The sequence below is a fragment of the Serratia sp. CY83965 genome (assembly GCF_052166375.1).
Lineage (GTDB): Bacteria > Pseudomonadota > Gammaproteobacteria > Enterobacterales > Enterobacteriaceae > Serratia > Serratia marcescens.
Genome location: NZ_JBJNOV010000004.1, coordinates 91,196 through 114,256 on the forward strand (window position 1 = coordinate 91,196; position 23,061 = coordinate 114,256).

19 protein-coding genes, 1 tRNA gene and 2 pseudogenes are annotated in these 23,061 nt (G+C 52.0%); 12 read left to right on the forward strand and 10 right to left on the reverse strand.

Annotated features, from left to right (window positions below; genetic code table 11):
- Positions 1–15: 15 nt before the first annotated feature.
- The 5 genes from ACJ8PL_RS11275 (at position 16) to hxlB (ending at position 3,694) form a co-directional block, all read left to right on the forward strand.
- The gene (locus ACJ8PL_RS11275; protein ID WP_024359913.1) at positions 16–309 is read left to right on the forward strand and encodes a PTS sugar transporter subunit IIB; all 294 of its coding nucleotides are present in this window, start codon (positions 16–18) and stop codon (positions 307–309) included.
- Between the two features lie 24 nt (positions 310–333).
- Positions 334–1,587, forward strand: a complete 1,254-nt coding sequence (locus tag ACJ8PL_RS11280) for a PTS transporter subunit IIC (RefSeq protein WP_020439340.1) — start codon at positions 334–336, stop codon at positions 1,585–1,587.
- Positions 1,588–1,611: 24 nt separating this feature from the next.
- Entirely contained in the window at positions 1,612–2,256 is a 645-nt protein-coding gene (rpe, locus tag ACJ8PL_RS11285) for a ribulose-phosphate 3-epimerase (RefSeq protein ID WP_270221633.1), read from the forward strand.
- A gap of 109 nt (positions 2,257–2,365) precedes the next feature.
- Positions 2,366–3,118 carry an SDR family NAD(P)-dependent oxidoreductase gene (locus tag ACJ8PL_RS11290; RefSeq protein WP_049089945.1) on the forward strand — a complete coding sequence of 251 codons (753 nt, stop codon included), beginning with the start codon at positions 2,366–2,368 and terminating at the stop codon, positions 3,116–3,118.
- A gap of 15 nt (positions 3,119–3,133) precedes the next feature.
- Positions 3,134–3,694 carry a 6-phospho-3-hexuloisomerase gene (gene hxlB, locus ACJ8PL_RS11295; RefSeq protein ID WP_024359910.1) on the forward strand — a complete coding sequence of 187 codons (561 nt, stop codon included), beginning with the start codon at positions 3,134–3,136 and terminating at the stop codon, positions 3,692–3,694.
- Between the two features lie 225 nt (positions 3,695–3,919).
- Here hxlB and ACJ8PL_RS11300 read toward each other — a convergent pair whose 3' ends face one another.
- From ACJ8PL_RS11300 to xylB, 4 genes are read right to left on the reverse strand one after another with little or no spacing between them, the layout of a single operon-like run.
- Positions 3,920–5,428: a sugar ABC transporter ATP-binding protein gene (locus ACJ8PL_RS11300; RefSeq protein WP_038423126.1), complete on the reverse strand. Its 1,509-nt coding sequence runs from the start codon at positions 5,426–5,428 to the stop codon at positions 3,920–3,922.
- 22 nt (positions 5,429–5,450) lie between these two features.
- Positions 5,451–6,431 (reverse strand): substrate-binding domain-containing protein, encoded by a 981-nt coding sequence (locus ACJ8PL_RS11305; protein ID WP_024359909.1) that lies wholly within the window; start codon positions 6,429–6,431, stop codon positions 5,451–5,453.
- Positions 6,432–6,472: 41 nt separating this feature from the next.
- Complete coding sequence (locus ACJ8PL_RS11310) at positions 6,473–7,498, reverse strand: ABC transporter permease (RefSeq protein WP_032693575.1); 1,026 nt, start codon at positions 7,496–7,498, stop codon at positions 6,473–6,475.
- Complete coding sequence (gene xylB / locus ACJ8PL_RS11315) at positions 7,495–8,943, reverse strand: xylulokinase (protein ID WP_270221632.1); 1,449 nt, start codon at positions 8,941–8,943, stop codon at positions 7,495–7,497. The genes ACJ8PL_RS11310 and xylB overlap by 4 nt, the downstream gene beginning before the upstream one ends.
- 272 nt (positions 8,944–9,215) lie before the next feature.
- Here xylB and ACJ8PL_RS11320 point away from each other — a divergent pair.
- The 3 genes and pseudogenes from ACJ8PL_RS11320 to ACJ8PL_RS11330 form a co-directional block, all read left to right on the forward strand.
- Positions 9,216–9,443 (forward strand): annotated as a pseudogene (locus tag ACJ8PL_RS11320) (integrase catalytic domain-containing protein); the annotation flags it as partial.
- Between the two features lie 697 nt (positions 9,444–10,140).
- Complete coding sequence (locus tag ACJ8PL_RS11325) at positions 10,141–10,818, forward strand: hypothetical protein (protein WP_126501350.1); 678 nt, start codon at positions 10,141–10,143, stop codon at positions 10,816–10,818.
- A gap of 18 nt (positions 10,819–10,836) precedes the next feature.
- Positions 10,837–11,556, forward strand: coding sequence for a hypothetical protein (locus ACJ8PL_RS11330; RefSeq protein ID WP_049264894.1), 720 nt, complete (start codon positions 10,837–10,839; stop codon positions 11,554–11,556).
- Positions 11,557–11,702: 146 nt separating this feature from the next.
- Here the strand turns inward: ACJ8PL_RS11330 and ACJ8PL_RS11335 are convergent.
- Positions 11,703–12,941, reverse strand: a pseudogene (locus tag ACJ8PL_RS11335) (IS110 family transposase).
- Between the two features lie 369 nt (positions 12,942–13,310).
- On the opposite strand from ACJ8PL_RS11335, the gene ACJ8PL_RS11340 reads away from it, so the two are divergent.
- Positions 13,311–13,853, forward strand: a complete 543-nt coding sequence (locus tag ACJ8PL_RS11340; RefSeq protein WP_075206699.1) for an RES family NAD+ phosphorylase — start codon at positions 13,311–13,313, stop codon at positions 13,851–13,853.
- A 244-nt stretch (positions 13,854–14,097) separates the two neighbouring features.
- Here the strand turns inward: ACJ8PL_RS11340 and ACJ8PL_RS11345 are convergent, their stop codons facing one another.
- Positions 14,098–14,982, reverse strand: a complete 885-nt coding sequence (locus ACJ8PL_RS11345) for a LysR family transcriptional regulator (protein ID WP_049268274.1) — start codon at positions 14,980–14,982, stop codon at positions 14,098–14,100.
- Positions 14,983–15,141: 159 nt separating this feature from the next.
- Here ACJ8PL_RS11345 and attM point away from each other — a divergent pair, with 159 nt between their 5' ends.
- Positions 15,142–15,936, forward strand: a complete 795-nt coding sequence (attM, locus tag ACJ8PL_RS11350; RefSeq protein ID WP_179275577.1) for an AttM family quorum-quenching N-acyl homoserine lactonase — start codon at positions 15,142–15,144, stop codon at positions 15,934–15,936.
- A 323-nt stretch (positions 15,937–16,259) separates the two neighbouring features.
- Here attM and ACJ8PL_RS11355 read toward each other — a convergent pair whose 3' ends face one another.
- Together ACJ8PL_RS11355 and ACJ8PL_RS11360 are read right to left on the reverse strand one after the other, a co-directional pair.
- Positions 16,260–17,528: a tyrosine-type recombinase/integrase gene (locus ACJ8PL_RS11355; RefSeq protein WP_049267539.1), complete on the reverse strand. Its 1,269-nt coding sequence runs from the start codon at positions 17,526–17,528 to the stop codon at positions 16,260–16,262.
- A gap of 161 nt (positions 17,529–17,689) precedes the next feature.
- Positions 17,690–17,765 (reverse strand) — tRNA-Asn (locus ACJ8PL_RS11360).
- 62 nt (positions 17,766–17,827) lie between these two features.
- Between ACJ8PL_RS11360 and ACJ8PL_RS11365 the strand changes: the two genes are divergently transcribed.
- Both ACJ8PL_RS11365 and nac read left to right on the forward strand, forming a co-directional pair.
- On the forward strand, positions 17,828–18,052 hold the full coding sequence (locus tag ACJ8PL_RS11365) for a hypothetical protein (protein WP_126502250.1): 225 nt from the start codon (positions 17,828–17,830) through the stop codon (positions 18,050–18,052).
- A 51-nt stretch (positions 18,053–18,103) separates the two neighbouring features.
- Entirely contained in the window at positions 18,104–19,027 is a 924-nt protein-coding gene (nac, locus tag ACJ8PL_RS11370) for a nitrogen assimilation transcriptional regulator NAC (RefSeq protein ID WP_306376861.1), read from the forward strand.
- A 36-nt stretch (positions 19,028–19,063) separates the two neighbouring features.
- Here the strand turns inward: nac and ACJ8PL_RS11375 are convergent, their stop codons facing one another.
- Both ACJ8PL_RS11375 and opgB read right to left on the reverse strand, forming a co-directional pair.
- A complete protein-coding gene (locus ACJ8PL_RS11375) occupies positions 19,064–20,527 on the reverse strand; it encodes an AMP nucleosidase (RefSeq protein WP_015378406.1) in 1,464 nt (487 codons plus the stop codon).
- Between the two features lie 137 nt (positions 20,528–20,664).
- Positions 20,665–22,968, reverse strand: coding sequence for a phosphatidylglycerol--membrane-oligosaccharide glycerophosphotransferase (gene opgB / locus ACJ8PL_RS11380; RefSeq protein WP_193842889.1), 2,304 nt, complete (start codon positions 22,966–22,968; stop codon positions 20,665–20,667).
- Positions 22,969–23,061: the final 93 nt, after the last annotated feature.

The window sequence follows — 23,061 nt, forward strand, 5'->3', positions numbered from 1 at the left end:
TTCAGGAGCATAATGATGATTAATATCCTCGTAGCCTGCGGGAGCGGTGTCGCAACGTCAACTATCGCTGCTGATGAAGTGAAATCCGTGTGTACAGAATATGGCATTACTCAGTTCAAAATAAATAAATGCAGCATGTCAGAACTTCCTTCTGAATTACAGAATGCTGATGTGATTTTAACCACGAATAACTACAAAGGTGATATCGGAAAACCGCATATGAGTGTGGCCGGGTTTATCACCGGGATTAATGAAGCTGTGTTACGAAAAAAACTAGGGGATTTATTAACAGAGCTGGCTAAAAACTAATAAGAAAACACAGGGGATGACAAGATGGACATGTTAAAAAACATAATGCTAACGATAACAAGCATGGGGGCAACGGCAATCCTACCACTTGTCATCTTCATTTTGGGTTTGGTTTTCCGCATGAAAGTCGGTGCTGCCATTAAGTCTGGTATCACCGTGGGTATCGGTTTTATTGGTTTAGGTTTGGTTGTTAATCTGTTGAGTACATCCCTGCAGCCGGCAATTGCCTACTATTCAAAACTGGGAAGCGGATTCACTGTGGCTGATATCGGATGGCCTGCGGTGGGCGCAGCGGCATGGGTGGCACCCTTTGCCGCTTTAGTTGTTCCAGTGGGTATTATTCTTAATTTGCTACTTGTTCGTCTTAAATTAACCAAAACGCTGAACGTTGATATCTGGAATTATATGCACTTCCTGGTTCCCGGCGCGCTGGCCTATTTCGTGTTTGACAGCTTCTTTATCGGTTTTGGCGTGGCAGTCGCACTTAGCGTTATCGCTCTGTTTATTGGCGATTTAATTGCTCCCCGTTGGCAGAAATATTATGGCCTGGAAGGGACGACCTGTACCACCATGATCCATATAGGCTGGACATTACCTTTTGCACTGCTGGTCAATAAAATTATCGACCTGATCCCCGGCCTGAACAAGCTCGACGTTGATTTGGAGAGCGTACAGAAACGTCTGGGTGTTTTTGGTGAACCCGCTATCATCGGTGTCATTGTAGGTTGTCTGCTTGGACTGCTGACTAAACAGCCTGTGACCACTATTGTCCCGATGGCAATGGGGGTGGCTGCGGTAATGGTGCTCCTGCCTAAAGTGGTGGGTGTCCTGATGGAAGGACTGTCTCCAATTGGGAAAAGTGCCAAAGAGATTATGCAAAAGCAGATGGGTAAAGACGCCGAACTGAACATCGGTATGGACTGTGCACTGGCACTGGGCGACCCAGCGACCATCACCGTCACCGTTATCACCATTCCGTTGACCATGCTTTGCGCACTGATTTTACCGGGGATCATGATTTTCCCCATCGGCGTTCTGATGTCAATCATCTATATGACAACCATGACCGTAATGGCCAGCAACGGAAACGTCATCCGCTCAATTATTTCAACCTTACTGTTCAGTATTGTCGTGATGTATTTAGGAGGGTATGTGGCTCCGGGTGCAACTCAATTCCTGCATGGCGCAGGCGTCGGCTTGCAGGGGCAGGGTACTGACTTTGTACTGACTGGTCCGTGGGAAGTATTGACGTATTGGTTGAGCACTGTATTCCATTGATTTTAAAAATGAGGTTTGTTTACCATGGCACAGATTTTACCATCAATTTTTGGCGCGAATATCTTAAGTCTGCAAGATGAGCTCCGTTTTTTAGAAGAAGAGAACACTGAAATATTGCATGTTGATTTAATGGATGGAACCTTCGTAAATAATATTGCCTTTGGGCCGAATCAAATTTCTGCAATGAAAAAAGCCAGCAAAATGACTTTCGACGTACACATGATGCTGGCTAATCCTGAAAGACATATTGATGATGTTATTAATACCGGCGCAGAAATGATCTCAGTGCATTATGAATCAACGCCGCATGTGCATTTTATTTTACAGAAAATAAAAAAGGCCGGGCGAAAAGCCGGTGTGGTCATCAATCCGGGTACGCCTGAAAGTGTTCTGGAATATTTGTTGGACGATATTGATTACATCCTGATTATGACCATTAACCCGGGGCAACCCGGGCAGACTTTCATCGAGAAAAGCCTCGGGAAAATTAAGAAAACCAGAGAAATGATTGCTGGCCGGCACATTCAAATTGAAGTCGACGGTGGCGTTAATCTGGAAATAGCGAAAAAAGTACAGGAGGCGGGTGCTGATTTAATTGTTGTCGGTGGCGCATTATTTAATGACAACCCTAAAGCAAGCTATCAGGCATTAAAGTCTGTCATGCTTTAAGTATCCAACATACATTCACGCGCTCTTAATTGAGCGCGTAATCATTATGTAGACCGCAGACGTGGGGGATTTCTCTCACGTTAAGTACAAAGATTCAGGAGAACAACCGATGAGTCATTTTGAAGGTAAAGTTGCGCTAATTACCGGTGGTGCGCATGGGATTGGTAAAGGAATTGCAAAACAATTCGCCGAACGCGGTGCGCATACCGTCATTGTCGATTATAACGAGGCTAATGGCATCAAAACTGCGCAAGAACTGACCTTTGGCAATGTTAAATCGCTCTTTGTCAAAACGGACGTCTCTGATCCGCAGGCACTGGCTGAAGTGCGCAGAAAAGTTATCGAGGCTTATGGCCGTATCGACATTCTGGTTTTGAACGCAGGTGTCGCTTTTGCTAATAAAGTCAAAGACATTACTTTCGAAGAGTGGAACAAAACACTCTCAATCAACCTGACGGGTTTATTCAATACGGTCAAAGCCTTCTACGATGACTTCTTAACTAACCAGGGTTCAATCGTTTACATCTCCTCAGGTTCTGCGCTGTCAGGTACCGGCGGGGGGGTGAGCTATCCGGCCAGTAAAGCGGGGGGTGAAGGTCTTATTCGTGGTCTGGCGAAGGAGTTGGGTCCAAAAGGTGTTAACGTCAACGCTATCGCGCCGCGTCTTATCGACACCGGCGAAATGATGCGTGTTAATTACCCGACGCAGGCAGATTTAGACGCAGTACTGGAGAAAATTCCGGTCCGTCGTCTGGGCACAATCGATGATGTCGCAAACCTGGCCATCTTCCTTGCTGATAAGTCAAATTCTTACATCCAGGGACAGACGATCCTCATGGATGGTGGCCGTACAATTGCCTGACCGGAGGAAAAGAAAATGGGTGTTCAGGAAAATACTGTCAGTATTCTCAGGGAACTGGAGCAAAACGCGCTCAATATCGACAATGATCAGGCACAGCATTTTATCGGGAAGATCCGTAATGCGAAGCATATTTTCCTGCAAGGTGCAGGGCGCAGCGGTATTGCCATCCGCGCGTTCGCTAACCGTTTATTGCATTTAGGCTTTTCGGTCAGCGTAGTCGGGGAAATTTCATCACCTCATACGAAAGCGGGTGATTTGTTAATTATTGGTTCAGGCAGTGGCGAAACAGGCAGTCTCAAGAGCCTTGCGCAGAAAGCCGTTGAGTGTGGTGTCGACGTGGCGCTGGTCACCATGAAGAAAGACTCTGCGATTGGCCAGTTGGCCAACTGCGTACTGGTATTACCGGGAACGGTCAAAACTGAAAACGATCGCACTCCGGGCCAGTTTTCGCAGCCAATGGGTTCCTCTTTCGAGCAACTCTGCTTTATCACCTACGATGCCATCGTGCTTGAACTCATGGACCAACTGCGTGAAACCAGTGAAACCATGTTTAAACGACACGCTGATTTTGAGTAATGACACTGAGCGCTTCGCCGGAAGCGCTCATTCGTTTATAACATCACATCATTAAAATTAACGTGCTGAATGTGTTGCCCTGCATTGTCTCTGCGTATACCCGAGATGTAAAAGTCTGCCATTTTTTTTGCCCTCTCGCCGCTGGCACGTTAATTAAACGCTGAAACAAAAACGGCCAGCTAAGCTGGCCGTTGGAGATGCGTTCTGTTCCGGGGAATGAGTGCCCTAAGCCTGGGCTTCAGCATGCACCCATGCGGCTTTGCGAAGATCTGCGGGTTTAAGGTCGCGTGCAGGAATGATCACACCATCGCATTTACCCTGTCGGAACACCGTAATGGTATCTGCCACGTCCAGCAATTCCTCTTCCTCGCTCGATACCACGATGACGCAGCAGCCTTTATCTGCCAACTGATGGATGATGCGATAAATATCCGCTTTTGCCCCAATGTCGACGCCTTTGGTCGGCTCATCCAGCAATACCAGATTGGCGTTTTGCGCAATGACCCTGGCGAGCAGAACTTTTTGCTGATTGCCTCCGGAAAGCGATTTAATCGGTCCGCTCAGCGTTCCCAGCGTATTCATCTTGCTCAGCAACTCAGCGGCGGCCTGCCGCGCAGCGCTGTGACTGACAAATCCGCCAGAACGGAATTTTTTCAGAACCGGCAGCATGGCGTTGGCATAGCTCGACATCTGAGGAATGAAGCCATCTTTTTTACGTTCTTCTGTCAGGTAAGCAATCCCCTTATCAATGGCTTTTGCCGGTGAAGAAGGATGGTATTCTTTGTGACCCAGCCGGATGTCACCACCGGTAACGGTTTCCAACCCAAACAGCGTCTGGCACAAGCGCGTTCGCCCTGCGCCGGCCAGCCCGTATATACCCAAAATTTCCCCGCGATATGCCTCAAGGTTGATGCCTTTCAGGCGATCAGTCTGCAGGTTGGTGACCGAGAGCCAGGGTTTGCCCATCGCGCCGCGTATCAGACTACGGCTGTTAGACGGCGCCTGATAGGCATTTGCGTCGCCCACAATAGCGTCAATGATGGCGCTTTTGCTCAGCGTCTTTTTGCCTTCGTTGTAAATCACCCGGCCGCCGCACATGACGGTCGCTTCATCACAAACACCCAACACTTCGTCTAATTTATGAGAGACCAGCACTACGCCAATCTGCTTTTCGCGTGCGATACGTTGTACTGCCTGCAGCAGTTCTTCTGCCTGCGCACCTTCCAGCGCGGTTGTCGGTTCATCGAGGAAAAGAAAACGGGCGTCGCGATCAAGGTTAGAAACCACTTCCAGCATCTGCTTTTCAGGATGTGACAGATTTTTGACCAGCGCGGTAGCGCTGAAACTCAGATGGTAATCATTTAGTACTTTCTCGGTATGCGCGATCATACTTGCATCATCTATAAAGCCACTGCCTTTACGACATTCACGTCCGAGAAAAAGGTTTTGCCAGACGCTCATGCCGGGAATGAGACGGAGTTCCTGATACACACAAGCAATACCTTTGTTGAGTGCATCCCGTGGCGAAGCAAGGTGCACCGGCGTTTCGCCGATCATCAGCTCTCCACTATCCTGCGTGTTAACGCCCGCCAGGATTTTCAGTAGCGTTGATTTACCCGCTCCATTATGGCCAAAGAGGCCGTGGATCTCGCCAGGCTTTACGCTGAAATCCACACCGTGGAGAACCTGCACACCCGAAAAACCGATTTTGACCTGCTTCGCCACATAATTCATCATTCTTCGCCTTTCACTTAAGTCAGTATGCTGAACCCATTACCGATGCTGCGTTGTCTTTGGTGACCAGCAGCGGTGGGTTGTTGATCATGGCTGGAACCTGTTCACCGTTCAGACTCTTCCTGGCATTTTCAACCAGCAACTGAGCCAGTTTAACCGGCTCCTGAATCGCACCGGCTTTCAATATGCTGTTGTTCTGAACGGCTTTGACGCCTTCTTTATCCACAAACGCATACAGCTTCACTTTGTCACTGACCCCCAGTTGCTGGATTGCCGCCAGTGACCCGAGCGCGGAAGGTTCGGTGTCTGAGTACACGACGTTAATTTCTGGCCTGCCCTGCAGCATTTCAGTGGTGACTTTCAGGGAGGTTGTTTCTTCTACTTTGCCATTGACCAGCGCGACGAACTTAATGTTTTTGTTGGATGCCACGGCTTCCTTGAAGCCTTCATCACGTGCATTTGCGGCAATGGATGTTGGTTCTCCCACGATACCCACTGTTGCAGTGCCATTTTCACCAATGTCTTTCAACAGCTGCTGGCCAATGAGCTTGCCGCCTTCACGCTGATCGGTCTGAACACCTTGAACCAGCGTGACGTTTTGCTGCTTCATCCCCTCGGTATCCGGAAGGATGTTGATGGCAAACGCCGGAATTTTTGCCTGATTAAGCTGGTTTATGATCGACACGCACGGGCCTGAGGAGACGCAGTTCACTGCGACCGCATCCACCTTCTGTTCAATGAAGTTCTGCACCTGCGAAAGTTGCTTGGCGTCGTCATTATCAGCAATCGAAATTTTTACGTTCAAGCCCTGTGCCGCTGCATTGTCTTCAAAGCTTTTTTTCATGGCAACGTAATAAGGGTTGGTGAGGTTCGGCAGCGTAACGCCCAATGTTTTTTTGCCGGCACCCACGGTGCTTTCAGTATCCTCACGGTTACAGCCGGCGAGCATGCAGGACAGTGCGACTATCGCTGCACCTGCGGTGATTGTGGTACGGAGTTTCATGTTTATCTCCTGGATATAGGTAGGTCAGGGTTTAAGAAGCGTTATTGTTGTGTTTTGCGTGACTTCCTGACTTTGAGCCAGGGGATCACGATTTTTTTCGAGGTACGTAAGGTATCGAAGGTGACGCCGAACAGGATGATCAGGCCGATGACCAGCGGCTGCCAGTAGGCACTGACGTTTAGCACGTTCATCAGATTCGATATTGAGGCAATAAGCATGGCGCCAATCATCGCGCCGATAAGGCTGCCAGTGCCGCCAAACAGACTGACGCCACCGACCACCGCACCCGCTATTGAGAAGAACAGTTCGTCACCACGGCCCGCCGTCGGATAGCCCGTCATCAGACGCGATCCATAAATCAGGCCGCCGCATGCCGCACAAAGCCCGGAAATTGCATACACCAACAGGGTGATGCGTGGAATGCTGATCCCCGATAAGCGTGCAGCATCTGCGTTACCGCCTACCGCATAGATGTGAGTCCCGGTGATGGTGCGGCGCAGGAAGATGACACCAATAACAATAGCCAGCAGCAGCGCTATGACAGGGAACGGAATACCCAGCGGTTTTGACTGACCGATGAGGCTGTAACCAATTTGCGTCACCCGTATCGATTCGGCGCCGGTGATAATTTGTGGTATGGATGCCGCAACCCCCATCATCGCAAAGGTGACAATGAATGGCGGCACGCCGGTGCGTTCGATTATCAGACCATTTACCAGCCCACTCAGCGCACCCACCGCCAACACGATGGGTACGGCAAGCTGCCACGGAATGCCAAATTTCTCCATCAGCAAAGCTGCAACCACGCAGGTCATCGCCACGATGGAGCCGCAGGAGAGGTCGATACCCCCGGTCAGCAGGACAAAGGATTGTCCCAGGCAAAGGAAGCCGATGACCGCGCCGTTCAGAAGCAATACCATCATGTTCGAAACGGTCAGGAAGTTAGGCGTGGCGATAAACCCGCCCAGCATGACCAGTAAGAAAACAACGGCGATACCCGCTTCTGCAGGGACTTTGAGCGGCTGCTTAGGTGGTTTGATTTTTGCAGGGGTAGTTATTGAACTCATTGCAGCTCTCCTGATAATGCATTGGCATAGGTAACGTAAGCGTCCAGGACATGGCGCGCATCTTGTTGTGGCTCGGCGACTTTCTCGAGCGGCACACTCCAGCGATCGGCCATTTCAATATTTGTGCATCCCAGCACGGCAGCGGCAGCCTGAATGGCTGCACCCGCGGCTGCCGTTTCACCCACCGGAGAAATCCAAACGGGCTTGCCCGTCAGGTCAGCCAGAATCTGACGATAGGCTCGTGACTTTGCGCCGCCGCCGGTGACAATAATGCGACCGTCGTCAGTGAAACCGTGTTGTTTCAGTGCCAGACCGCCCGCCAACAGACCGCACAGCACGCCTTCCACGGTGGCGCGAGCCATATCCTGCATCGTTGTGGTGGTACGTAATCCGCGCATGTGTCCCGTGGCGTCAGGAAGGTTGGGCGTGCGCTCGCCGTCCAACCACGGAACAAGCTGAAGACCGTTGGCGCCGGGTGGTGAACTCAGCGCGAGCTCGTCGAATTCGTCAGGGGTAACGCGCAGCATTTTGCGAAACATATCGGTGACTTTGGCGGAGTTCAGTGTAGTAATCATGGGGATAAAGCGATCGGCCGCATCGGCATAACCGTTGATGGTGCCGGTGCTGTCGGTAATCCCCTTATTGGTGATGCCATACAACGTACCGCTGGTCCCGATAGAGATACCGGTATCACCGGTTTTCAGGTTCATCCCTAACGCGGCAGACATGTTATCGCCGGTCCCGACACCCGCGATTGCACCCGCCAGTTCCTCCAGCTCAGGCATCAACTTCACCACGCCTGCAGGTTGATGCGACGGGATGATAGTGGGCCAGCGGGAAATCCAGTCAATTTGACTGTTAACCACCGCTGCCAGCTGTGGTTCCCAGCTATTGGTGAAGGGGTTGAAGTAACCCGTACCGGATGCCCCGCCGCGCTCGCACACAAAGCTACCGCTCAGACGGTAAACCAGATAATCAAACGGCAGCATGATGCGGTGGGCTTTTTCCAGCAGCCCCGGATAATTTTGTTCTGTCCAGGCCAGTTTAGAAATGGTCATTGCCGGCCCCGGAACGGAACCCGTCAGGCGTGCCCATTCTTCCGGAGCAATCTTCTCGCACAATTCACGCGCCTGCGGTGCAGACTCCGTGTCATTCCACAGCTTCGCAGGACGCAGCGGGCGATCGTGATTATCAAGCATGACGAGGCCGTGCCCCTGACCACCGACAGCCAGACCTGCAATACGTGGCCACCATTGTTTTAATTCAGTGAGCGCGGAGACTAATGCATCCCACCAGGCTTGCGGATCCTGCTCGCTACACGGCGGTGTGGTCGGTGGATGCAACTTACGAGCCTGTGCGATCACCTTGCCATTTTCAAGACTACGCAGCATGACGGTACAAGACTGGGTGGAGGAATCTATACCGGCAACAAGGTCCTGTTTCATTGAACTACCTCTGAACTATCGTTAAGAAATGACAGAGCTGAAAGCGATAACTGAATGACAAGCAAACTGGGTTATGGTTTTAGATACTCAGTTTTTGCTCATATGATCAGTTTTGTTTGCTCGTTTGTAAGATATAGACAATACCCACGGCAAAACATTCGTCAATTGTCGTGTTAAGAGAACGTTACGCAGCTCTCACTTTTAGTTTCAGAGAACAGCGTCATTAGCCAGCGACGAGCTATAAGATTTGTAAAATTCCTCATAAATCTAACTTCAATGTGGTCGATGACTTTAATTGAGAAATATTGGACATAGAGATCGATCTTAATCTGTCAGCGCAACGCATAGTCAGAGTCTTGGAGAGGGTAGGAATAAGTCGTGGCTACCCAGCCATGATCCGCCTGGATAATGGGCCAGAGCTTATCTCTCAAACCTACCGCAATGAATTACTGGATTTTTTTCTGTTCAGAACACTGAATGAAGCACGGGAAATAACGGAGTGCTCTCCTCCCTGAAAACAAGCCCGTCTAGGCCAGATGTATGGGATTGGTCTCGGTGCGAAGATGGATTTAACTCAAGCCTATAATTGGACTGCGTTGGCTGCACAGCAAGATTATGCGTTCTCCCAGGCAGAGTCCTCGGTGTTATGTATGCCGAAGGGTGTGGCGTCAAACAAAACCAAGTATTAACTAAAGAATGGATTAATAGATCTTGTAAAAATGAAAAAAAATTAAGTTTCTGAAATTAGTGAAAATAGGTTTCAGTTGCCTGGATCTCCGGGCAGTTGTGCTGCAGAACCAAATTGACACATTCCTGCTTGAACTCATGGGTGAACGTTTTTCTTCGCATTCTTTACTCGTTAGCGTTGCCCATCATATCTCTAACAAAGTATACGGCTTGATTAGACCATTACATCTTACAGGCAGCTCGGTGCCAGGAGCAGACATTACAAGCATTGCTTGCATTAGTCGGTCAGGGACAAACAACCCGCCTTCCACTCCAACTGAGAATCAGTTTGAAGCTCCGGTCTTGGCAGACTCTTCTCAGAACACATAGTCAAGAACGGACTTATGTGCTCGCTTTCTTTTTTGGGTCGAATCTTTGAGCCTACACTGATAGCATTCGGTTGCTTCTGAGAAACAACACTGTTTTTTGTAATGGGTTAAAATGGTTCATAGGGTTCAATTAGGGTATACGATGATGGAGCAGAACACTTTTGTTGACCGATTTTTCCACAGCAGCTGTGAGCTCACAGATTTCAGGAAAACTGGTGAGCGTGATATTAATACATTATTCAGCTTTCTAAATAATTTACACTCCTTACAGGACAGAGTCCGTGAGCAGTTTGGAAAAACTATTTCACAGCACCCAGAGTTTAAATTACTGCGAATAATCAGAAACTATCATCATCACGTCGGCGACGTTGATGAATTCAGAGTTTTTAATACTAGGAATGAATTTTCATTTAGCCATTCTGAGATGATTATTATCCCGTTATTCGTAGTTGCTAAAGCGATTGTTAACGCAAAAAAAAGACCTATTGGAGAAAAGGAGATCAAAGCAATATCAGAGTTCATCGATAACTTTGAGCATATTTCAGAGAGGGATTCTTTTTTTTCTGAAGAGCGACATCTCATTAATAAAGGTAAAAAATACTATCCAGGGTTTGACATTTATAAATGCGTTTATAACATTACAAATATTATTGCTGACATCTGTCGTGACATACCCGAGCTTTCGATCAAAGAATGTATTACTACTTTAGATGAAACATATACCAGTGCAAATAATATAGATAAACTCAATCTATTCTGTCATGCCGGAGAGGTTCCATTTCTCACTACTGAAGGTTATATAATAATTTCACAAAACTGAATATATTATGAGGCCCACATGCTTAAAAATTTAGCGAGAATGAAACATGCCCTTACGGAATGGGCTATCAAAGAGAGCATGCTTGATGATGCTACTTTTTTTACTCAGAAGGAATGGAACGACCGTGGAGAAAAACTCCATAACGATGCACTACTGGTCCTAGTGATTGACGGCAGCGGGTTATTTAGTTTATTGAACAACGGTTGTGACACAACCGAATTTGAGGATCTAGTTGAGTCCTTTGGCTTCTGGTATGAACAGGGGTATAGCTGGAGCCTGGGTTTTTACCCTACTGACAATTATGATTACAGCAGGCTAAGTGGTACCTACACATCCAAACTTCGGGATCCGAGATGGTTAAGGAAAGCAGTCCTAGTTAAGGATGAGGCTGGACACCGGTGCGAGGATTGTGGAGCGCGTGTATGTCTCGAAGCTCATCACTGCTATTACACGACGATGAGTCTGGGTTATGAGCCATGGGAGTATCCACTTAGTGCATTTCGGGCGCTGTGTTCTACCTGCCATATTACACGTCCTATTCCTGAAATAAGGGCACGGGCTTTCCTCGCGCGACTGAACCAGTCCCAGCTTTCAAGGCTGCTTGATGGGTTGGATAATGGTTTCAACCGATTTGAAGCCGATTCCTTCATTGAGTTTATGCGGAAGGCTAACTTTCATAAGAAGCATATGGATGAAGCTCTTTTGCTTCTGAAAAAAAATACCGATATATATGACTGACTGTTTCATTTGAGCTATAACGGTGCTCAATGACAAGGAAGGCCGCTACAATCAGTTGCTACACGTGAAACAAGTCATGTCGCATCTGGAGGAATAGGCATCTAAAGTAACTTCCGCTTCACGCCCTGAGACATTCGACAAGTTTTTTACGGCATCAGTAAGGGCGATTTTCGCTCTTCCAGTGCCAACAAATATTTCGCTTCGTCATAGCGGGTTCTGGTCTTCCAGCAGTGGTAAATGATCCTTAGCCATTTGAATGCCAGAGCCCGGATCGCGGATTGATGAGATTTTCCCTTTTCTCGCTGCCCCTGATAATACAATTTGGCCCAGTATGATGAGTTAACCGTCTTGGCAGCCCATTCCACGAATGTCTGCCTGACGAACTTCGCACATTGCCATCGCCAGTGAACCCAGGATTTCTGGCCACTTCGTTCTGTCACCGGTGCAATACCTGCGTAGTTTTGAATTTCTTCAGCGCTGTTAAACCGGTCTCGGTTATCACCCAGTGCAGCAAGCATACGTGGGCCCATACACGGCCCCATGCCCGGAAGTGATTTGAACAGCCCCGCATCTGGCAATGTGTCAAACAGCGTTTCGATTCATTCGTCATAGGTTTTGATGATTTCACTCACGACTTTAATTTGTGTCGCCAGTGCGGTTGCCATCAAAGCATTAGCCTCTATAACACTCGGGTCTGTCGTCAATGGGATCGCGTTATCAATACTCGCAACACGCTGCTCGGTAAGGGCCATTGCGCGGCCACCTTTGGCATTCAGAAAGTTGCGGATCGTGTCGCGCCTGGCGCGTTTAAGTTGTTGCAGACTGGGCCATCGTATAATCAGTTCACACAACAGTAAGCTACCCCGATGTGAGAACCACTCCAGGGGCTGAGGGTAATACTGTTTAAGCGTGTTGATTATCCGGTTCACAAAGCGGCGTTTATCTTCAACCAACTGACGACGCTGCTCAACCAGTTGCTGGAGTAACCGGATATCCGCATTGTCGGGTTCAATAGCTTTTATTTTTTGGGGATAACGCAGCATTAACTCTAATGCCAGTTCTGCATCCTGCGGGTCATCTTTAGCGCCGCTGGGCGAGAAGGCTTGCCGGTAACGAGCCGGTGACAAAGCGTGGACGGGGAAAACGGTGATAAAGGGATATTTTTGAAGAGCATATACCACGGGGCCCTTCTTCAGCTCAAGGGCGATAGCTATTTTGCCTTTCACCTGTTTGTGCAACGCGTTGAGCCAGGCATCAAGCGCTTCTGCTGTATGTTCAATCACATGGAATGTGCGTTCGCCGTTTTTAAACTGAACGCAAACATCATGCTTTTTATCCGCCCAGTCCAGACCAACATGAGCAGCAAACTGATCTATCGCAGTCATAACCAACTCCTTTTCACCGGGGATTGGTATGCATTCCACGCTCTTCGAAAGAAATATAGTCAGCAGTTTGTCTGCATGCCCTGAGTATTCGTTAGCGAACGTGGAGCACTTACTGGCTCGGAAGCAAAGCGGCAATCATCAAACCATATGATTCTGGCACAATATTCGTAACCAGTAAGCGCATACCCTGAATCACTTAAAAGTGTAACTCTCAGGGTTCGAATGACTATACCTCGCTCTCAGCAGACCTTCAGCGTCACGTGTTTGTCTGCTGCGTGCCAGAAGTGGACATTTTGTAACATTGGATATGCACTATCGGACAGATTACCGTCTTCGTATAAGGCACATTTGTTAATTCTGCGAGGTCATATGAATCAGGCCGACAAGAAATTTTTAAGAAGAATGAGTGGATATTTTTTTCGCACTGTACGCATAGATAAACTGGCTCATGTCCTTGATCTGCCAGAACCAGAAAGTAGCGGACGGTATCATCGCCCTGGACAGCCTATACTCTACATGAGTCCGGAAATAGAATGGTCAATAAGGGCTGTGTCCGGGTATATGCGGGCTGACGGAATTCGACGCGTAGTTGTTCCACTCTATATCGACGAGGCGTTTGTCTTGGATCAGAATGATGAACTAGCTAGTAGTGTGTTGGGGATTGATCCAGAGCTTTCAAAAAAACCTTGGATACCTGCGCTACAGGAAAATCGTGAACCTCCATCATGGAAAAACTCTGACCTTGCTCGTAGATATGGTGCTGATGGCCTTATTGATTGCTCAAGATTAATACCGGGCGGCTGGCATCTTAATCTATTTCGATGGAATGAACCTGGTGCTCCAACTGTACACATTTGCGGAGAACCTATTGAGTTCAGGCTATCTGTGGAAGGGAATAAATGGGATCTGTAACAAAAGAATCAGCCTCATGAACCTCACCATTACAACATTATGAAGATAGCACTCTGAGATGTGAGTAAGGTGCCAGAACCGAGGAATAAAGTCGCGAAAGTGGTTTTTTACGGCGATTAGCATGATTGCTGGGCTTGAACATTCTTTTCTTCGCCAACGTCAGCTCCTCGCTCACAACTGCCCAAAGAAACCCATGCGGGCAGTTTAGTGCCAGGAGTGGACGCTATCCGGGGAGATTACCGTATCACATCAACTCAAGCAGAGACTCTCTGAGATAACCCTCTAGCAGAGATGCGCAAATTCGCGTTTCATATGACATCATGCCTGCCGGTGGGTGGAGCAACCAGGCGCTAAAAGGCGGGATCTGGTAGTGGCTTAAAAGGGGGATTAGCGCTCCCTTTTCAATTTCGTTTCTGCAAACCGGAAATTGCAAAACACCAATGGCATGTCCCGCTAATAAATAGGAGAGGACACTTCGCCAGTGCGTGGACTGAAATTTAACGTTGACGGGAACATTAATGAGTTGGGTTTCAGAGGTGATCATTGGAATGCGATTACTGGCAAATACGCTAGAAACAGCGGCAAATGGATAACCAGCCAGCGCATCTGGAGAGTGCGGATAACCCATTTTAGCCAGCAAAGCAGGGGAGGCCAGTAACACTCTTCGCACGTTACCAAGTGGACGTGCGACAAAAAATCCTTCTGAGACCTCTCCTAGCCTCAATGATAAATCCACACCCTCAGTGACAGGATCGATGACACGGTCGTTAAAAATGACATCGACCTGCAGCCCCGGATGTTCGTTCTGAAGCTGTAACAATGCAGGCATCAGTAAGCTTTCCCCGGCAGAATAAGGCGCCGCAATACGGATTTTGCCTTGTAGGCCCTGATTTTCTTCATTCACAGACAGAGCGTGCTCTGCCGCCTGAATCGCCGCTTTACTTCTCTCATAAAACAAATTACCGCTCTGCGTCAGAGACATGTTCCGCGTATTGCGCCTTAGCAAACGCGTACCAAGATGTGCTTCCAGTTTTTCTATTCTTTCACTGACGGCGGGTTGGCCAATGCCGAGATCGCGGGCTGCAGCCGACATGCTGCCCCGCTCAACCACCCTGATAAATATGCGCATTGCTGAGAAGAGATCCATTTGGCGATTATATTGGTTTTACCGATAAAAGTAATTCGATACAGGTATCTACTGTTCTTCTGCGAGATGATGAAAACTCAACGCTCAAGTAAGATTTAAGCAAAATATGAATCTATTTTATTGATTTATTGGTGGGAGATAATTATGTCAGATATCAAACTTTTCATGTTCCAGTCAGGAACGCAGCATTGTAAATATCACCATATTCGGATGAATCAGGGAGTGGGAGAGAGTTATGAAATTCCGGTCCCTTGGTTCCTTCTGACACATCCGGATGGTTTTACCCTGATTGACGGTGGTCTGGCTGTAGAGGGATTGAAAGACCCCTTTGCCTATTGGGGAGGCGCTGTAGAGCAGTTTAAACCGGTAATGTCAGAAGAACAGGGCTGTCTGGAGCAGCTTAAAAGGATTGGCGTCGCACCAGAAGATATCCGCTACGTGGTACTGTCCCATTTGCACTCTGATCATACTGGCGCGATTGGTCGCTTCCCACATGCCACTCATGTGGTTCAGAGGAGAGAGTATGAATATGCCTTTGCTCCTGACTGGTTTACATCTGGAGCCTATTGCCGATACGATTACGATCATCCTGAGCTCAACTGGTTTTTTCTAAACGGGTTGTCTGAGGATAACTATGACCTTTACGGTGATGGCACGTTACAGTGCATTTTTACGCCAGGGCATTCACCCGGGCATCAATCTTTTCTTATCAGATTATCCAGCGGTACAAATTTTACGCTAGCGATTGATGCGGCTTACACCTTAGATCATTACCATGAGAGGGCGCTCCCTGGCCTGATGACGTCAGCCACTGATGTCGCTCAGTCTGTCCAAAAGCTGCGCCAGCTTACCGAGCGATATAACGCGATATTAATACCCGGTCATGACCCTGAAGAATGGGAAAAAATCAGGCTTGCTCCAGCCTGGTACAGTTGAATCATTGCTCACTCATTCTTTTAAAAACGGACTGACCGGAATGGCAAAACGTGACCTACTCTCCGTTTACTAACACACGGCAATGCTAGCAATAGCCAAGGCAACTCAATTTCCAACGTCCGCTTTTCGCTCATAACAGACCTAATACGTTTCCGTGGATAGTTCTGTATGAGAAGCGGACTTCACACTTTCGATTCACGCAGGACAGTCTGGCTGACGATGCTCATAACGGCTTAACAATTTATCCGCACTGAAACTAGAAAAATAGCCGTATCAGTACAGACTGATACGGCTATTTTTTGGGTTTTATTTTGCCAGGCCAGTTATCCCATTGTGCAACTGATTTCCTTTCCACAAATATAAGGTGGCACATACACTTTCCGGCACATATCCAGATAATCCGACCACCATTGCATCATCGCTTTACGGGCATCGAGATATTCTGCTTTATGGACGTAGGCTGCTCGAACGCTATTGCGTTCCTGGTGACTCATCTGCCGTTCAACCGCATCCTGTGCCCATAGGCCAGATTCCATCAGGGCACTACAGGCCATTGCCCGAAACCCGTGGCCGCAGATTTCATCTTTTGTGTCATAGCCCATCAGGCGTAGCGCCTTGTTGACCGTGTTTTCACACATCGGTTTATACGGATTGTGATCGCCGGGGAATACCAGCACCTGATGACCGGATATTTCCCGTATCTGTTTCAGAATAGCGATGGACTGACAGGAGAGTGGAACGATATGTGGAGTACGCATTTTTGCACCACGCCCAGAGTAACGGACACCGGGGATGGACTCGCGAGTGGCAGGAATGGTCCAGATTCTATTTTTGAAATCGATCTCAGACCAATGGGCGAAGCGCAGCTCGCTGGAGCGGATGAATAGGTGAAGGGTAAGTGATACGGCCAGGCGGGTTAACTCTCGTCCTTGCTTGTAGTCCTCAATGCGTGTCAACAGTTCCGGCAGTCGCTCCAGCGGAAGGGCAGGGTAGTGGCGTTTAACGGGAGGGACGATGATACCGTCCAGATTTGCTGCAGGATTATGCTCTATCAACTCCTGATGTACGGCATGACGCATGATGTTGCACATATGCTGCCGGGTACGTGCTGCGACTTCCAGCAGACCTTTTTGCTCAATGCCTTTCAGCAGGTCGATAAAATGGCGAGGTTTCAGTTCAGTTACCGGCAAGTGTCCAATCACAGGAAATATATGATTGTTCATGCTGGCAAGCAGACGGGTTGCATGGTTCTCTGACCATGTTCGGTTGCTGTTATGCCACTCCAGTGCCACATGTTTGAAGGTTTTTTCTGGTGTGGAAGTGGTTCTTTCAGCAGAGCGCTGTTGTGCTGGATTGATATTTTGCGCGAGGAGTTTACGGATACCATCACGCTGTTGACGAGCATCAGCCAAAGACACGTCAGGGTAGGCGCCTAAGCCAAGGCGAGATTCTTTTCTATTGATACGATATTTGAGATACCAGAGACGTGAACCGCCTGGATTGACCAACAGGTACAGACCATGGGAATCGGAAATTTTGAAGGGTTTAGCGGATGGTTTTAAGCTGCGGATTTTTGTGTCGTTAAGAGACATTTGGGGGTCACTCCGTCATCGAACCAACATGACCCCAAATCTGACCACCAAATTCTCCCGATGCGGAGGGAAAACTGAAAATGCATCGGGAAGACTTTTCACGCTAACTCATTGAATTCGAATCATATAGGGATTCGCAAAGTGGCATGAAAATAAGAATTTGGCTCCTCTGACTGGACTCGAACCAGTGACATACGGATTAACAGTCCGCCGTTCTACCGACTGAACTACAGAGGAATCGTGTGAACGGGGCGAATAATAGCGGGGCGGTTGCGGCTTGTAAAGCGTGAAGACGTCCGATGCGTTCGTTTGCTGCAAGATTACCCAACCTGCTGCTTTTTCTCGCTTTTGTCGCTTATCCCGCGCGCAGCGTCGCCGAATCGCCCGTTGATCGGCGCCGTTGCCTGCCGATGGTGCAACGGTTGCCCTGCGCGGTGGCGCGCGCCGCCCGGCGAACGGCCATTTACCGCCTTGTACCCCGCTTCCACGGCCGTTTACCGACTCTGGCCTGGATCTTGCTGTGATTGCATGACCGGATTTCGGCATTCTCAATTTAGCGGCTCGCTGGAGGCACTATGAATTTCAGACGTCTGAAGTACTTCGTGAAAATCGTCGATATCGGCAGCCTGACCCAGGCGGCGGAGGTGTTGCACATCGCCCAACCGGCGCTCAGCCAGCAGTTGGCGACGCTGGAAGGAGAGCTGAAGCAACAGCTGCTGATCCGCACCAAGCGCGGGGTGCAGCCGACCGAGGCCGGCAACATTCTGTATGCCCACGCGCAGACCATTCTGCGCCAGTGCGAGCAGGCGCAGAGCGCGGTCAACAGCGCCGGACAGGCGATGAGCGGTCAGGTGTCGCTCGGGCTGGCGTCGGGCAGCACCGCGGCGCAGCTGGCGCTGCCGCTGTTGCAGACCCTGCGCGATCAGCAGCCGGGCATCCTGCTCAGCCTGCATGAAAACGGCGGCGCGGCGTTGGCCGGGCAGGTGGCTAACCAGACGCTGGACATGGCGATGGTCTACGGCGCCAAAATGCCCGCCGGGCTGCACGCCATCGCATTGATGCGGGAAGATCTTTATCTGGTGGCGACGCGCGCGGTGCCGCATCCCGGCAACAGCGTCGAGCTGCTGGACGTGGCGCGGCTGAACCTGTTCCTGCCGCGTGAGGGCGATGCGGTGCGCAACCAACTGGAGGAGGCGATGGCGCTGCGCAAGCTGGCTGCCAACGTGGTGGGGGAGATCGAATCCTCGGGCGCGCTGAGCGCCGCGATCGCCAGCGGGCTAGGGGCGACCGTGCTGCCGGAATCGGTGGCGCGCGCGATGATCGGCCCGGCCAAGGCCTGGATGGCGCGCATCAATGCGCCGACGATGTCGGTGCCGCTGTCACTGTGCATGTCGAGCCAACAGGCGCTGTCCGCCCCGGCGCTGCTGGTGAAAGACCTGTTGCTGTCGATCGCCGGCGGCCGCAGGCAGGAGAAGCGCGCGTTGGCGCTGGTGCGTTGAGGAAAAAACGGCCCGCCGCAGCGGGCCTGAGCACCGTTACCGGAACGGCGGTTCGTTGAAGGTGCGCAGCTTGCGCGAGTGCAGACGATCGCCCTCGGCGCGCAACAAATCGATGGCGCAGATGCCGATCTGCAGGTGTTCGGAGATCGCCCCTTCGTAGAAGCGGTTGGCCTGGCCCGGCAGTTTGATCTCGCCGTGCAGCGGTTTGTCGGAGACGCACAGCAGCGTGCCGTACGGCACCCGGAAGCGATAACCCTGAGCAGCGATGGTGGCGCTCTCCATGTCGACCGCCACCGCGCGGCTGAGATTGAAGCGGCGCGCCGAAGCGGAGTAGCGCAGCTCCCAGTTGCGGTCGTCGGTGGTGACCACGGTGCCGGTGCGCAAACGCTGTTTAACCTCTTCGCCGGGCATGCCGCTGACCATCTTGGTGGCGTCGTACAGGGCGCGCTGCACCTCGGCGATGCTCGGGATCGGGATATCCGGCGGCAGCACCGCATCCAGCACGTGATCGTCGCGCAGATAGGCATGGGCCAGCACGTAATCGCCGATCTTCTGGCTTTCGCGCAGGCCGCCGCAGTGGCCGATCATCAGCCAGGCGCTCGGGCGCAGCACCGCCAGGTGATCGCAGATGGTTTTGGCGTTGGACGGGCCGACGCCGATGTTGATCAGCGTGATGCCCTGGCCGGTGCGCGAGATCAGGTGATAGGCCGGCATCTGGTGGTTTTTCCACGCCAGATCGGACACCGCTTGCTCGGGCGCGCTGGTTTCCGGCGTGATGTAGGTGCCGCCGGCGCTGGAGAGCGCGATGTACGGGCTGGCCGGATCGGCGATCTGGGCGCAGGCCCAGCGCACGAACTCATCCACATAGCGGGTGTAGTTGGTGAACAGCACGAACGGCTGGAAATGCTCCACCGGCGTGCCGGTGTAGTGTCGCAGACGCGCCAGCGAGAAATCCGCGCGCAGCGCATCGAAATGCGACAGCGGGAAATGGTTGTCGGTGGCGTGGTACAGGCCGTCGGCGGTCTCGTCACCGATCTGCGCCAGCTCGGTGGTGGGGAAATGCTGCGCGATGCCGGCGCTCATTGAACGATCGAGCGCCAGGCTGGAGCCGTCGATGACATAAGGGAACGGGATCTCCTGCTGCGACGGCGCCACTTCGATATGGGCGGCGTAGTCGTGTTCCAGCATCGCCAGCTGTTCGGCCAGATAGTGGCGGAACAGCTGCGGCCGGGTCACGGTGGTGCTGTAGCTGCCGGGATGGGTAAAGCGGCCGAAGGCGCGGGTTTTGCTCGGGCCGGATTGCTGCCCGTCCCAGCTGACGCGCAGTTCGGGATACACGAACAGTCCGGCGGCGCGCGCTTGCGCATCCGGCAGGGTGCCGTGGCTGATAAAGTCACTGACCGCCTGCCGCAGCGCGTCTACCGCGGCGTCATACAGGGCTTCCAGTTGATCGAGTGCCTGATCGGCGCTGAGGCCGCTGCGAGGTGGGGCATAGCTCATACTTTCTCCTTCGATGTCCCGGCTCTGGCGGGATTGGCGGCGTTTCACCGTCACAGGTTAGCCGAAGAAGGGCGTAAAAGCTTGGTTGAAATGACGGGCGCGGCAAAGAAATTACCGCGCCCGTGAAGGCGGAGAGATCAGGAGGCGGGAGCGGCCGCTTCGACCTTCAGCGACACCAGGCCGATGCCCAGCTTCTTCGGCGTGAAGCCGCCGCTGGCGTTCTCTTTCGGCTCGGTCGGCGCCGGCGGGGTAATGCTGATCTTCTGCGCGCCGCGCGGGTTATCGAAGCGCAGGGTGACGGTGCTGTCCTGTTCGCCGAGCGACACAAAGCGCTCTTCGTCGCCGACGCGCACCGAAATCGGTTCGCCGACGTTGTTGCCGTAGGCGCGGGCGCGCAGCACCAGATCGAAGCTTTTCGGCAGCGGGTCGACGTAATCGATGTCGACCGCCGGCGCCAGATTGGCGTCGGACCAGCGGCCCCATTCCTCGACGGCGGAGACGCCGGTGATGGCCTTCACCTGTTCCGGCATGCCGGGCAGCATGAACTCGATGGCGTCCGCCCGGTATTTCACCGCCGCGTCGTCCACCTGCAGGCGGGCGACGGCGTTTTGGTAATCGGCGACGCTGTCCGCCGCCGGGCCGGTGAAGTTCACCTTGCCGTTGAAGCGTTCGCCGCTGGCCTGCGCGATCTGCGGCGGCGAGGCGAGGGTGCCGGAGGCCACGCAGATGTCGGTGCTCAGCGCCAGCTGCGGCGCCCAGACCCGGCCGATCTCGTAGCATTTATCGACCCAGACGAATTTCTCCCCCGCCCCCAGTCCGGCCAGCTGTTTGCGCAGCGGGGTGGAGAGGTAGACGTTGAACATCGGTTCGATGCGGTTATCGCCCACCCGCAGGATGAACGGCACCTTGTAGGTGACGCCGGAGAAGCTGAAGCTGCGCTGGCGCGTGTCCACGCTGTAGTCGCTGATGCGGTTCGGTAGGCCCCACTGGTTGATCACCGCCGGTTTCCAGCCATTGATCTTCTCTTCGATATTCAGGAACACCGTAGACAGCGACGGCGCCGACAGGCTGCTGCGGCCAAGGCCGATGTAGTTGTCGCCGCCCATCACGTCCAGCACCGTGGCGCCGTTGTCCAGCGTGCTGCGTTTCTCGTTGCGCTGTTCCGCCAGCGGCCGGGTGCCGTCGATGATGAAGAACAGATTGCGGCGCTTCTGTTTGGTCAGGATGTCGTAGGCGGTGTTGTTCATCGCCAGATGATCGGAGGACACCACGATCACGGTGTTGCTGAAATAGGGCGAGCGTTTGATCTTGTCGATCAGCGCGGCGATGTGTTGCTGGCTGCAGGCTACCGCGCTCAGCGAGCGGTTTTCCTTGTTCTGCCAGGCGTAGCTTTTCTTGCTGCAGCCGGCGGAGATAAAACCGTCCGGGTGATGGGTATCGACGGTCAGGGTGAACAGCGAGAACGGCTGGCGCTGTTTGGACAGCTCGACGAACTTGCCGTACACCACGTCCAGCACGCTGTCGTCGTACCAGCCCCAGTCGTTTTTGTAGCTCGGATCGGCGACCTGTTCGCGCAGTTCTTTGAAGCCGTATACGTGGTCGAAGCCGTGGGATTTCAGGAAGGTGTCTTTACCGGCGAACGCCAGCTCGGCGCCCTGATAGAAATAGTTGCTGTAGCCGGCGGCCTTCAGCACGTCGCCCAGGCAGACGTTCTCCGGGTAGAAGGTGGAGACCGCGCTGGAGGCGTTGCCGTCGAAGGGCGCGAACAGCGGAATGCCGCACTGTGAGGCGACCATGCCGGCGATGGTGTAGCCGGTGCCCGGCAATTGCTGGGTATTGCTGAAATCGATGCTGTCCGCGCGCAGGGCGTTCAGCTCGTCGGCCAGGCCGGGAAACAGCTCGGTATCGAAGTAGGTGCGTTCCAGGCTCTCGGCATAGATGTACACCAGGTTCGGCCGCTTGCCCTGTACGGTTTTTTTCGGCGCTTTGTAGTAGGTGGTGAAATCGGCGGTATCGCCGACGATCTGGCTTTTGACCAGCAGCGAGATGTCCTGAAATGCCGGGGTGGTGCCGACCGAAAACAGCGCCAGCAGCACGGCGACGAGGCTGTAGGCCACGCTGCTGCCTTTGGCTTTGCGGCGCAGCAGGCTGCGGGCCAGCACCGCGAAGATAAGCCCCAACGCCGCCAGCAGGCCGATGAACGGCAGCACGTATTTGCTGATGCCCGCGCCTTTGAGGCTGCTGGTGACGGTGTAAATCACCGCGTCGGTGATGCCGTCGCCGGTAAAGTAGTTGCTGGCGATCAGGATGACGTTCAGCACCAGATAGCTGCCGAGCAGCGTCAGCAGAATGGCGAACCACCAGCGGTTGGCGGCGGCCCGGGTGCGATAAATCAAAATCGACGCCAAAAAGAGAACAAAAGAAACGACTGCTAAAACCATCCGCCAAACCTTGTCTGATTGGAAAAAAACGTTGCTGCCCTGGTCTGCGCCGCCGACCGTGCCGCGGCGCGAAAAGTGAAGGGTATAGCCTAT

Coding starts and splice junctions, on each gene's coding strand:
- ACJ8PL_RS11275 (WP_024359913.1), top strand. CDS start 16: ATGATTAATATCCTCGTAGCCTGCGGGAGCGGTGTCGCAACGTCAACT.
- ACJ8PL_RS11280 (WP_020439340.1), top strand. CDS start 334: ATGGACATGTTAAAAAACATAATGCTAACGATAACAAGCATGGGGGCA.
- rpe (WP_270221633.1), top strand. CDS start 1,612: ATGGCACAGATTTTACCATCAATTTTTGGCGCGAATATCTTAAGTCTG.
- ACJ8PL_RS11290 (WP_049089945.1), top strand. CDS start 2,366: ATGAGTCATTTTGAAGGTAAAGTTGCGCTAATTACCGGTGGTGCGCAT.
- hxlB (WP_024359910.1), top strand. CDS start 3,134: ATGGGTGTTCAGGAAAATACTGTCAGTATTCTCAGGGAACTGGAGCAA.
- ACJ8PL_RS11300 (WP_038423126.1), bottom strand. CDS start 5,428: ATGAATTATGTGGCGAAGCAGGTCAAAATCGGTTTTTCGGGTGTGCAG.
- ACJ8PL_RS11305 (WP_024359909.1), bottom strand. CDS start 6,431: ATGAAACTCCGTACCACAATCACCGCAGGTGCAGCGATAGTCGCACTG.
- ACJ8PL_RS11310 (WP_032693575.1), bottom strand. CDS start 7,498: ATGAGTTCAATAACTACCCCTGCAAAAATCAAACCACCTAAGCAGCCG.
- xylB (WP_270221632.1), bottom strand. CDS start 8,943: ATGAAACAGGACCTTGTTGCCGGTATAGATTCCTCCACCCAGTCTTGT.
- ACJ8PL_RS11325 (WP_126501350.1), top strand. CDS start 10,141: ATGATGGAGCAGAACACTTTTGTTGACCGATTTTTCCACAGCAGCTGT.
- ACJ8PL_RS11330 (WP_049264894.1), top strand. CDS start 10,837: ATGCTTAAAAATTTAGCGAGAATGAAACATGCCCTTACGGAATGGGCT.
- ACJ8PL_RS11340 (WP_075206699.1), top strand. CDS start 13,311: ATGAATCAGGCCGACAAGAAATTTTTAAGAAGAATGAGTGGATATTTT.
- ACJ8PL_RS11345 (WP_049268274.1), bottom strand. CDS start 14,982: ATGCGCATATTTATCAGGGTGGTTGAGCGGGGCAGCATGTCGGCTGCA.
- ACJ8PL_RS11355 (WP_049267539.1), bottom strand. CDS start 17,528: ATGTCTCTTAACGACACAAAAATCCGCAGCTTAAAACCATCCGCTAAA.
- ACJ8PL_RS11365 (WP_126502250.1), top strand. CDS start 17,828: ATGCGTTCGTTTGCTGCAAGATTACCCAACCTGCTGCTTTTTCTCGCT.
- nac (WP_306376861.1), top strand. CDS start 18,104: ATGAATTTCAGACGTCTGAAGTACTTCGTGAAAATCGTCGATATCGGC.
- ACJ8PL_RS11375 (WP_015378406.1), bottom strand. CDS start 20,527: ATGAGCTATGCCCCACCTCGCAGCGGCCTCAGCGCCGATCAGGCACTC.
- opgB (WP_193842889.1), bottom strand. CDS start 22,968: ATGGTTTTAGCAGTCGTTTCTTTTGTTCTCTTTTTGGCGTCGATTTTG.